This window comes from Oceanicella sp. SM1341 (assembly GCF_003448965.1).
Lineage (GTDB): Bacteria > Pseudomonadota > Alphaproteobacteria > Rhodobacterales > Rhodobacteraceae > Paroceanicella.
The window spans coordinates 1-10,468 of record NZ_QRGC01000057.1 but is presented as its reverse complement, the minus strand read 5'-3'; the positions used below and the strand labels follow the sequence as shown (position 1 = coordinate 10,468).

Annotated in this window: 11 protein-coding genes and 1 tRNA gene; 7 read left to right on the top strand and 5 right to left on the bottom strand. The window is 73.1% G+C overall.

Annotation, left to right across the window (positions count from 1 at the left end):
• Positions 1-406, bottom strand: a 406-nt coding sequence (locus D3P35_RS26850; RefSeq protein WP_232830628.1) for a hypothetical protein, incomplete at its 3' end; no start/stop codon positions are given.
• A gap of 432 nt (positions 407-838) precedes the next feature.
• Here D3P35_RS26850 and D3P35_RS25325 point away from each other — a divergent pair.
• The 7 genes from D3P35_RS25325 (at position 839) to D3P35_RS25295 (ending at position 6,692) form a co-directional block, all read left to right on the top strand.
• Positions 839-1,060, top strand: a complete 222-nt coding sequence (locus D3P35_RS25325) for a hypothetical protein (RefSeq protein WP_118138717.1) — start codon at positions 839-841, stop codon at positions 1,058-1,060.
• A gap of 557 nt (positions 1,061-1,617) precedes the next feature.
• Positions 1,618-2,817, top strand: a complete 1,200-nt coding sequence (locus D3P35_RS25320) for an adenylate/guanylate cyclase domain-containing protein (protein WP_118138716.1) — start codon at positions 1,618-1,620, stop codon at positions 2,815-2,817.
• Positions 2,818-3,040: 223 nt separating this feature from the next.
• Positions 3,041-3,676: a ParA family protein gene (locus D3P35_RS25315; protein WP_118138715.1), complete on the top strand. Its 636-nt coding sequence runs from the start codon at positions 3,041-3,043 to the stop codon at positions 3,674-3,676.
• A gap of 85 nt (positions 3,677-3,761) precedes the next feature.
• The gene (gene arfB, locus D3P35_RS25310) at positions 3,762-4,181 is read left to right on the top strand and encodes an alternative ribosome rescue aminoacyl-tRNA hydrolase ArfB (protein WP_118138714.1); all 420 of its coding nucleotides are present in this window, start codon (positions 3,762-3,764) and stop codon (positions 4,179-4,181) included.
• A gap of 138 nt (positions 4,182-4,319) precedes the next feature.
• A complete protein-coding gene (locus D3P35_RS25305) occupies positions 4,320-5,429 on the top strand; it encodes an SPFH domain-containing protein (RefSeq protein ID WP_118138713.1) in 1,110 nt (369 codons plus the stop codon).
• A gap of 10 nt (positions 5,430-5,439) precedes the next feature.
• The gene (locus tag D3P35_RS25300; protein WP_118138712.1) at positions 5,440-6,549 is read left to right on the top strand and encodes a primosomal protein N' (replication factor Y) - superfamily II helicase; all 1,110 of its coding nucleotides are present in this window, start codon (positions 5,440-5,442) and stop codon (positions 6,547-6,549) included.
• A 66-nt stretch (positions 6,550-6,615) separates the two neighbouring features.
• A tRNA-Pro gene (locus D3P35_RS25295) sits at positions 6,616-6,692 on the top strand.
• 313 nt (positions 6,693-7,005) lie between these two features.
• Here D3P35_RS25295 and D3P35_RS25290 read toward each other — a convergent pair.
• The 4 genes from D3P35_RS25290 to D3P35_RS25275 all read right to left on the bottom strand — a co-directional run bounded on the left by D3P35_RS25290 (position 7,006) and on the right by D3P35_RS25275 (position 10,230).
• Positions 7,006-7,932: an MBL fold metallo-hydrolase gene (locus D3P35_RS25290; protein ID WP_118138711.1), complete on the bottom strand. Its 927-nt coding sequence runs from the start codon at positions 7,930-7,932 to the stop codon at positions 7,006-7,008.
• A gap of 70 nt (positions 7,933-8,002) precedes the next feature.
• Entirely contained in the window at positions 8,003-8,566 is a 564-nt protein-coding gene (locus D3P35_RS25285; RefSeq protein ID WP_118138710.1) for a cysteine hydrolase family protein, read from the bottom strand.
• A 29-nt stretch (positions 8,567-8,595) separates the two neighbouring features.
• Positions 8,596-9,426 carry an alpha/beta fold hydrolase gene (locus D3P35_RS25280; protein WP_198670799.1) on the bottom strand — a complete coding sequence of 277 codons (831 nt, stop codon included), beginning with the start codon at positions 9,424-9,426 and terminating at the stop codon, positions 8,596-8,598.
• Between the two features lie 261 nt (positions 9,427-9,687).
• A complete protein-coding gene (locus D3P35_RS25275) occupies positions 9,688-10,230 on the bottom strand; it encodes a transporter (protein WP_157982329.1) in 543 nt (180 codons plus the stop codon).
• Between the last annotated feature and the right edge of the window lie 238 nt (positions 10,231-10,468).

The window sequence follows — 10,468 nt, the reverse complement described above, 5'->3', positions numbered from 1 at the left end:
CCGGGATCGTGCCGGAGGCGCGTTCATCCGGGATCGTGCCGGAGGCGCGTTCATCCGGGATCGTGCCGGAGGCGCGTTCATCCGGGATCGTGCCGGAGGCGCGTTCATCCGGGATCGTGCCGGAGGCGCGTTCATCCGGGATCGTGCCGGAGGCGCGTTCATCCGGGATCGTGCCGGAGGCGCGTTCATCCGGGATCGTGCCGGAGGCGCGTCCATCCGGTGTCGAGCCGGAGGCGCTGCCGGTTGCCATACCCGGCGCCATGCCGTGGGCCATTCCGGGCAGCATCGTGCCGCCCGTGGCCTGGGCCACCAGAAGGGCGAGGATGCTCAGCATGTGCAACAGCCGCGCCGGCCACCCCCGGGCGGTGCGGCGCATCCTCGCGGCATGGCGGGCGGAGCGGGTCATGCCCAGCCTCTGCCGCGTATTGCCGGGCGTGTCACTGCGGCATGAGGGCTGGGGGGCCACGCGCTCGCCCCTCTCACCTGTGCGCCGCAACGTCACTCTGGCCCGGCCACAGCATGCGGGGCGGCTTTCCGGGCCGCGCCATGGCCAGAGTTCCGGCCCGCCGGAGCTTGCCACGCAAGCCTCCGGCCCCGGCGCATCTGCGGCGACCGGTGACGAACGGCGGGGGGAGGGTGGAAAAAGGCGGGCGCGGCACTCATCTGAGGAGGAGGCCGCGCCCCGAGTCCAACAAGGAATACATCCCTAGATAGAATATCGTTCTAGCAAGACAAGGCTGACGGGAAAATTCTTGCTGAAATCTGAATTAAGAAAGGATCCTGCGCTGTTTTCGCAACAATCCGGCGAGGTCCGCGCCCCGGGGCGCCGGAACGGGCGATGATCCTCTCCTGTGACAAGACCGGCCGCTGGTGGCGGGTCGCGGACGCGGCGGAGGCGATGCGGCTGGCCCGCACGCTGGGGCTGGTGACCTTCTTCATCGCGGGCTCCGAGGCCGTCGACCCCGCCGTGCCGCCCGATCCCGCGGCGGGTCTGGGCGGGCGCGCGGCACATGCCGTCGAGCCCTCCGTCAGGCCCGGCCCGGGGCCGGAGCCGGAGTAGCCCGCGAGGAGGGGCGCGCCGGCCGGCGGCACCGCCTCCGCCCCGTCCGGGCGGTGCTGCAGGGAGCGGAACACCGCGGCGGGGCGGCGGCGTCACCTGTCCGACCATGAGGGCCCGCGCGGCCCCGACCGCCGGCCGGGTCGTGCCCCTCTCTCTCTTGCCCGCTTTCGCGGACATGCCGGCGCCCGCGCGCAGCGCGACACGGGCGCGCGGCCCGGGGGCGCCCGGCAATTCGCCGTTGCCCTCGCGCCCCGCTCCGGGCCATCTGTAGGCGCGCAGAGGAGGCCGCCGGGCCCTGTCGGGCCGTGCGGGCGGCTGTCGATGGCGATGGCGGCGACAGCCTCGGGCCTGCCCCGCCCGGGCGAGGCGCAGACCCGGCGGGGACAGGCGCAGGCGCAAGCGGCCGGCGCGTGGCCGCGCCTTCCCGAGCGGCCGTCGAACGGACCTCCTCGGGAGCACGCCGAACGCGGCCTTCCCGCCCGGAGGCATGCATGCCTTCCACTGCAATCCGGCCGGATCCTCACTCGGATATCCGGCGCCAGGCGCGGAGACGAGAGATGCAGACTGACCCGGTTCTGGACTGGCTGTCCCAGGGCGTGCTGGAGGGGCTCGAGGAGCGCGCGCTGCTCGGCGGGCTCTGCTCGGCCTGCGTGGCGAGCGGGTTGCCGCTTGCGCGCGCGCTGGTGTTCGCCGACATGCTCCACCCCACGCTGGAGGGCCGCGGCGCGCGCTGGACCGTGGACGAGCCCGAGGGGGTGGACTTCGAGTACGGCAGCACCGGCGAGGGGGAGGCGGCCGAGGCCTGGGCCCGCACGCCGTTCCACGAGCTGGTGGTCTCGGGCCAGACGATGCTGCGCCTGCGGCTGGACCGGGGCGAAGTGGGGCGCTCGCTCATGGTGGCCGAACTCGCCGCCGACGGCATGACCGACTACCTGTGCTTCGTGCACCGCATCGCCGCCGAGGACGCGATCGGCGAGATGGACTGTGTCTATTCCAGCTATGCCACCCGGGCGCCCGGCGGCTTCACCGATGCCGACGTGGCCCGGCTGGAGCATGTCGCGCGCGCGCTTGCCGCGGCGGTGAAGAGCGTCGCGGTGGGCCGTGTGCTGCGCACCCTGGCGCGGGTCTACCTCGGCCATGGCGCGGCCGACACGGTGCTGCGCGGCCGCATCCTGCGCGGCATGGCCGAGCGTATCGAGGCCGTGCTGTGGTTCTCCGACCTGCGCGGCTTCACCAGCATCGCCGAGCGCGCGAGCCCGGCCGAGATCATCCCCTTCCTCAATGACTACGCCGAGGCGGCGATCACCGCCATCCACGGGGCCGGCGGCGAGACGCTGAAACTGGTCGGCGACGGGGTCCTCGCGGTGTTCCGGCAGGGCTCGGCCCAGGAGCGCGGCCGCCAGGCGCTGGCGGCGGAGGCGGATTTCCGCGCCCGGCTCGAGGCGCTGGCCGAGCGGCGCGCGAGCCGGGGCGAGCCGGTGGCCACGGCCTATGTCGGGCTGCATGTGGGCGAAGTGTTCTACGGCAACATCGGCGCGCGCGACCGGCTGGACTTCACCGTGGTGGGCCCGGCGGTGAACGAGGTGAGCCGCATCGCCGCCATGTGCCGCTCGGTGGACCGCGACCTGCTGGTCTCCGACACGCTGCGCGACCTGCTCGGCCCGGCCGAGCGGGCGGGCCTCGTCTCCACCGGCCGTTTCGCGCTGCGCGGCGTGGGCCGGGCCCAGGACCTCTACACCCGCGACCCCGGCGCCTGAACCTCCGCCGGGCCATGCCCGCGCGCCATCCTCCCGTGACCGCCCGGCCCCCCGGCGCCGTTTCGCGCCCGCTCCCGCCCATGCGAGGGGCGCGCGGGCCGGCGGCGGCAGCGCGGCCCACCCCCGCGGGCGCGAAACGCCGCCTGCTCCCGGGGCCACAAGGGGAGTTGCCTTGGCGGCCCCGCCCGGCGTTACTGGGGCAAAGCGACGAGGAGGGACGGGCATGGCCACGACACTGTTGTTCACCCAGGCGAAGGGCGGCGCCGGCAAGACCATGCTGCTCACCCAGCTTGCGGCCCTCTGGCTGGGGCAGGGGCGCCGGGTGGGCATCGTCGACCTCGACCCGCAGCGCTCCGCCTCCGGCTGGGCGGCGATGCGCGCCGCCGACCCCGACGCGCGCCCGCTCTCCGTGCTGATCGAGAGTGCCGACTGGCGCGCCTCCTCCGACCTGCGCGAGGCGCAGGCCAAGGCCGACGTGGTGCTGGTCGACACCGCCGGCCACGCCGAGGCGCTGCGGCTCACGGTGATGTCGGGCGCCGATGCGGCCATCGTGCCCTGTCAGCCCTCGATGGCCGATGTCTGGGCCACCGCCGCGACGCTTCAGACCATGCGCTCCGGCCGGCTGCCCTTCGCCGTGGTGCTCAACCGGATGCCGCCGCGCGGCCGCACCGCAGATGCCGCCGTCGCCGCACTGGAGGAGGCGGGCGCGCCGCTGGCCGAAACCCGGGTGGGCACCCGCGCCGCCTTCGCCGATGCCTTCATGCAGGGCGCGGGCGCGACCGAGATCGCCGCCCGCACCCGTGCCGCCGAGGAGATCCGCGCCCTCGCCGCCGAGATCGGCCGGCTCGTGCCGGTCTGAGCCCCGTGCGCCCCCCGGCCCGATACCCGGCCCGTTTCATGCGCGCAGCCTTTCCAGCGCCGCCGCCCTGTGGCAGGGAAGGGCGATGATCCGCATCACCGACCAGATCTCGATCGCCCCCTGGGAGATCACCGAGACCTTCACCCGCGCCTCCGGCCCCGGCGGGCAGAACGTGAACAAGGTCTCCACCGCCGTGGAGCTGCGCTTCGAGGCCGCCCGCTCGCCCAACCTGCCGGGTGACGTGAAGGCCCGGCTGCGCCGTCTCGCCGGCCGGCGCTGGACCACCGAGGGCGCCATTCTCATCACCTCCGACCGCCACCGCCTGCAGTCGCGCAACCGCGAGGACGCGATGGAGAAGCTTGTCGCCCTTCTCGCCGCCGCCGCCGAGCGGCCGAAGAAGCGCGTGCCCACCCGCCCCACGCTCGGCTCCCAGCGCCGCCGCCTCGCCGCCAAGACCCAGCGCGGCCAGGTGAAGGCCCTGCGCGGCCGGGTGGACGACGAGTAGCGCGCCGCGTCCCGCGCCCGGCCCGCGGCCCCTGCGAGGCCAGCCGATCCGGTCCCCTCCGGGGCCAGGCCAATATTGTCTCGCGCCGCCCTGACACTACGTAAGGAGCGCGCGCCGCTGAGAAGGGAGAAACCGCCGATGGGCCTGTTCGATTTCCTGTCCGGCCAGTTCATCGATGTCATCGAATGGACCGACGACACCCGCGACACCATGGTCTGGCGCTTCCCCCGCTACGGCCACGAGATCAAGTACGGCGCCAAGCTCACCGTGCGCGAGGGCCAGGCCGCCGTCTTCGTGCACGAGGGCAAGCTCGCGGATGTCTTCACGCCCGGTCTCTACATGCTCGAGACCAACAACATGCCGGTGATGACCTCGCTCCAGCACTGGGACCACGGCTTCCGCTCGCCCTTCAAGTCCGAGGTCTACTTCGTCTCCACCGTCCGCTTCCAGGACCTCAAGTGGGGCACGCGCAACCCGATCATCTGCCGCGACCCGGAGTTCGGCGCGGTGCGCCTGCGCGCCTTCGGCACCTACACCACCCGGGTGAAGGACCCCGCGCTGTTCCTGCGCGAGATCGTCGGCACCGACGGCGAGTTCACCACCGACGAGGTGACCAACCAGCTGCGCAACATCATCGTCTCGCGCTTCTCGGCCAAGATCGCCTCCTGCGGCATCCCCGTGCTCGACATGGCGGCCAACACCGACGAGCTCGGCCGCCTGCTGCGCGACCGCATCGCGCCAGAGCTGGAGGCCTTCGGGCTGGAGATGCCGGCCCTCTTCGTCGAGAACATCTCGCTGCCCGAGGAGGTGGAGAAGGCGCTCGACCGGCGCACCTCCATGGGTGTCGCGGGCGATCTCTCGCGCTGGACCGAGTTCAACGCCGCCGAGGCGATGCGCGACGCCGCCCGCACCCCCGGCTCGGACATGGGCGCGGGCCTCGGCATCGGCATGGGCATGGAGATGTCGCGCCGCATGGCCGCCTCCACCGCGCCCGGCGCCGCCGCACCGCCGCCGCCCCCCGAGCCCGAGCGCGTCTGGCACATCGCCGAGAACGGCGAGACGAAGGGCCCGTTCTCGAAGGCCTCGCTCGGCCGCATGGCCGGCACCGGCGCGCTCACCCGCGAGACCCTCGTCTGGTCCCCCGGGCTCGACGGCTGGACCGCGGCGGGAGAGATCGACGAGCTCGCCCGGCTCTTCACCGTGATGCCGCCGCCACCCCCGCCGCCCCCGCCGGCGCCGGAGGGCTGAGCGCAGCCCCATGGACGGATCCGCCGAACACCGCTTCCCCTGTCCCACCTGCGGGTCGGACATGCGCTATGCCCCGGCGCAGGACCTGCTCACCTGCGACCATTGCGGCCACACCGAGGACATGCATTCCGAGGGCGGCCCCTGGGGCGGCCCGGTCATCGCCGAGCTCGACTTCCGCGCCGCCGTGGCCGGCGTCCTCGAGGCGCAGGAGATGGAGGAGACCCGCACCGTCACCTGCGCGAGCTGCGGTGCCGAGTTCGAGTTCGCCCCCGACACGCATGCCGCCGAATGCCCGTTCTGCGCCAGCCCGGTCGTCACCGACACCGGGGCGAACCGCCACATCAAGCCGCGCGGCGTGCTGCCCTTCCTGCTCGACGAGGCCCAGGCCCGCGCCGCGATGAACCGCTGGCTGGGCAAGCTGTGGTTCGCGCCCTCGGGCCTTGCGCAATACGCCCGCGCCGGCCGCGCCATGCAGGGCATCTACACCCCCTACTGGACCTACGACGCCCGCACCGACAGCTCCTACACCGGCCAGCGCGGCGACGCCTATTACGTCACCCGCCCGATGACCGTGATGCGCGACGGCAAGCCGGTGACGGTGATGCGCCAGGAGCGCCGCATCCGCTGGCGCCCCGCCTCCGGCCGGGTGAACCGCTTCTTCGACGACGTGCTCATCCTTGCCTCGCGCAGCCTGGAGAAGGACGAGGCCGAAGGCCTCGCCCCCTGGGACCTCTCGGCGCTGGAGCCCTACCGCCCCGAGTTCCTCGCCGGTTTCCGCGCCGAGGCCTATACCGTGCCGCTTGAGGAGGGTTTCACCGAGGCGCGCGAGATCATCGACCGCACCATCCGCCGCGACGTGCGCTTCGACATCGGCGGCGACGAGCAGCGCATCGGCTCGATCGAGACCCGGATCGACGGAATCACCTTCAAGCACGTGCTCCTTCCGGTCTGGACGGCGGCCTATCGCTACCGCGGCAAGTCCTACCGTTTCGTGGTGAACGGGCGCACGGGGCAGGTGCGCGGCCAGCGCCCCTGGTCGGGCTGGAAGATCGCCGCGGCGGTGGCCGCGGGCCTCGCGGTGGCTGCGGTGATCGGCTTCCTCGTCGCCACCGGGCGATGATTTCGCCGCGCCGTTTTTTGCCGCTTGCACTTGCTCCGGCACTTCGCTATCAGGCTGCACACGGTACGGAGTGTAGCTCAGCTTGGTAGAGCACTGTCTTCGGGAGGCAGGGGCCGGAGGTTCGAATCCTCTCACTCCGACCACGTATCACCACATCATCTTGTCGTCGCATCGCGGCTCGTCCGACGGCGCGGATCCCGCACAGGGGCGCTTTCGCGCGGCCGGGCGAATGTGCTGTCGCGCGGCGCCGGCGGGACCTGCATCTTCGCCCGCGCTGTCTCCCGCCCCTGTCGGCCGGGGAGCGCCGGGGCGGGTGCCGCGCACCGGGCCCGTTTCGGGGCAGGCGCGAGCGCAGCGGCACCCCATCGCCTTCCCCCTCCGGTGCGGGTGTCCGACGGCGTGAAGGCCGCGGCAGGCGTGAGGCAGGCCGGGCCCGGGCCTTGGTGCCGGGGCTGTCTAGCCAGGCACGAAGCGATAGGCCGCGCCCCGCCGCTCGGCACGGCCGAGGCCGGGGTAGGCCCAGTGGTAGCCGAGCATCAGCATCTGTTGCGTGGCCGCGCGGTCCAGAAGCTGCCGGCGGCTGTGCAGCGCGCGGTCGGGCTCGGTGTCGAAGCCGAAATGCCACTCCGGATGCTCGAAGAAGATCACGTCGCTGGTGCAGGCATCGCCGGTGACGAGCAGCGGCGTGCTGTCGGCGATCTCGAAGGAGAGATGGCCGGGGGTATGACCCGGCGTGCCGATCGCCGTGATGCCGGGCAGCACCTCGTCGCCCGGCTCCACCAGCGTCAGCCGGTCCTGAACCGCGAGCAGGTCGCGCCGGGCACCGCGGGCAAACCCGTGCAGCGCCTCCGGCCAGCGCTGCTCGAAGCCGCTGTCGGTCCAGAACTCCCACTCGGCACGGGCGGCGACATAGCGCGCGCGGGGGAAGAGGGGCACGCCCGCGGCGTCGGTGGTGGCGCCGGAATGGTCGGGATGCGCATGGGTGCAGAGCACGGCCGTCACGTCTTCCGGGGTGAGGCCGAGGGCGCGGAGATTGGCCACGAGCCGCCCGGCGCTGGGCTGGAAATGGCTGCCGGAGCCGGTGTCGACGAGGATCACCTCGGCCCCGCGCCGCAGCAGCGGGATATTGACCTGCACCGGGGCACCTGCCGCGTCGCCGCCGAGACGCGCGAGGATCTCCGCACGCTCGTCCTGCCGCGCGTCGGGCAGCAGCACCTCGGCGGGCAGGGTGAGGAAACCGTCGCTGAGCACGGCGATGTCGAAGCCGCCATGGGAGAGGCGACGCACCTCCGCCGCCCGGCCGCCGCCGGGCAGGGCCGCCGCGGCGGCAAGGGAGAGGCCGCCGGCCACCAGCTCGCGGCGCGTGAGTTCGGTCCGGGGCATTCCGCAGTTCCTTCGCAAGGCGCGCCCCCGGCCGCCCCCTCCCGCGGGCGCGGCGCGGTGGCGCGGGGTTTCAGGCCGCGACATGGCCCGCCGCGACATACTCTTCCGTCGACATCATCCGGGCATAGGCGAAGCCGAGCGCCGACAGGAAGGCGGCATGGGCGTGCTCGGCCGGCACGGTGGTGCCGCCGAATTCGAGCGGGCGGGAGGCGCAGGCGTCGTGGATCACCGTCACGTCGTAGCCGAAATCGGCCGAGGCGCGGGTGGCGGCGTCCACGCACATGTGGCTCATGTTCCCGCAGATCACCACGCTGTCCACGCCATGCGCGTCGAGATGCGCCTTCAGGTCGGTGTCGCGGTAGGAGTTGATCTGCTGCTTGAGCACCACATGCTCGCCCGGCGCGGGCGCCACGCTCTCGTGGATGGCCGCGCCGGCGGTGCCGGGGCGGAAGAACGGCGCCGCGTCGGTGGGAAACTCGTGCCGGACATGCACCACGAGGTCGCCGGCCCCGCGGGCCTTCCCGATCAGCCGCGCGGCATTGGCGGCCGCGGGCTCCACCCCCGAGAGCGGCCAGTCGCCCCCGGGGAAGTAGTCGTTCTGGATGTCGATGACGATCAGGGCCGTGCTGCTCATGGAACTGTCCTTTCCTGTGTGAGGCGCCTTCAGCCGCGGATGAAGGCGAGAAGGTCGGCGTTGATGATGTCGGGATGGGTGGTGCACATGCCGTGCGGCAGGTCGGGATAGGTCTTCAGCGTGCCCTTCGACAGCAGTTCGGCCGAGAGCGGCGCGCTGTCGGCATAGGGCACGATCTGGTCGTCGTCGCCGTGCATCACCAGAACGGGCTGGGCGATGCTCTGCAGGTCCTCGGTGAAATCGGTTTCCGAGAAGGCCTTGATGCAGTCGTAATGCGCCTTCGCGCCGCCCATCATGCCCTGGCGCCACCAGTTGCGGATCACGCCCTCGCTCACCGCGGCGCCCTCGCGGTTGAAGCCGTAGAAGGGGCCGGCCGGCACGTCGAGGAAGAACTGCGCGCGGTTGGCCACCAGGGCTGCGCGGAACCCGTCGAACACCTCGAGCGGCAGGCCGCCGGGGTTCTTCGGCGTCTTCAGCATGATCGGCGGCACGGCGCCGATCAGCACCGCCTTCGCCACCCAGCCGGATTTCGCCCGCGCCACGTAATGCGCCACCTCGCCGCCGCCGGTGGAATGGCCTATGTGCACCGCGTCCCGCAGGTCGAGATGATCGGTGAGCGCGGCCACGTCGGCGGCGTAGGTGTCCATCTCGTTGCCCTCCCATGTCTGGGAGGAGCGGCCGTGGCCCCGGCGGTCATGGGCGATCACCCGGAAGCCCTGGCCGAGGAAGAACATCATCTGGGCGTCCCAGTCATCGGCGGTGAGCGGCCAGCCGTGGTGGAACACGAGGGGTTGCGCGTCGCGCGGGCCCCAGTCCTTGTAGAAGATCGCTGTGCCGTCCTGGGTTTCGACGAATGACATGGTCCGGGGTCCTTCGGGGCTGGTGGAACGTTCGGATGCGGCGAGCGCCGCGGCGGGCAGGGCCAGCGCGGCGAGCCCGAGGCCACCGGCCTGCAGCACCTCGCGGCGTGAGGGCCGCGGGCCCTCGGGGGTGTCGTGCCGGGTCATCTCGCTCTCCTCTGGCCTGGGGGCGGGGCTGCCCCGGGAGGAAGCATGCGGACCGCGGCGGCGCCGCGGCGAGTCAAGCGAAGTAAATCGATGCAAAGACGGCCCGTCCGGGGCTCAGGCACCGGCATCGCCCCGTGCGAGGGCGAGAAGCAGCCAGCCCGCCTGCCGCGCGGCGCGCGGGGTCTCGCCGAGGATGAGCAGTCCCTCCCCGGCCCCCCGGGGGCCCGGCCGCGCCCCGGCGCCGGGCAGCAGGCCCACCGGCACTCCGGCCGCGAGCAGGGTGGCCAGCAGGGCGCCCGGCGCGGCCGCGTCCTGCGCCCCCACCCCTGCTCCTGTCGCCTGCAGCGTGCCGTGGTGGCCGAGGCAGAAGGCGGCGTCGAAATCCTCCGGCACGATCTGCGAGAGGCTCAGCGTGTCGGCCAGCGCGTCTCGCGCGGCGCGGTCGGCGAGAAAGCGCGCCACCGCGGGCGCCGCCGCGCCCTCCGCGGCGGGCCGGAGCCGCAGGGCAGGGTGGCCGCCCGAGGGGCTGGCCAGCACCACCTCGGCGCCGGCATCGCGGAACAGGTAGTAGACCGGGGCGAGGCAGGAGAGCTCCGGGCCGCCCGCCTCCTCCTGCGCCGTCTCGTCGGCCAGGACGATCAGAAGGCGTATGGGCACAAGACGTGTGGGCCGGAGGCCCGTGGGCTGCGCACGCGGCATGGTTTCGCTCCCGTTCGCCCGGATGGTGCCGGGGGCAGGGGCGGGGCACAAGTTTGCCGATGTAAATCGATGCAAAGCCGGGGCGGCGGGCGTCGCCCTCACTCCGGCCGGTGCTCGGCCCGCGGCGCGCCGGGGCGCGGGTCGGCCATCTGCCCCGCGGGCCGGGCCGGCGCGGGCGTGGATGGCGCGGGCCCGG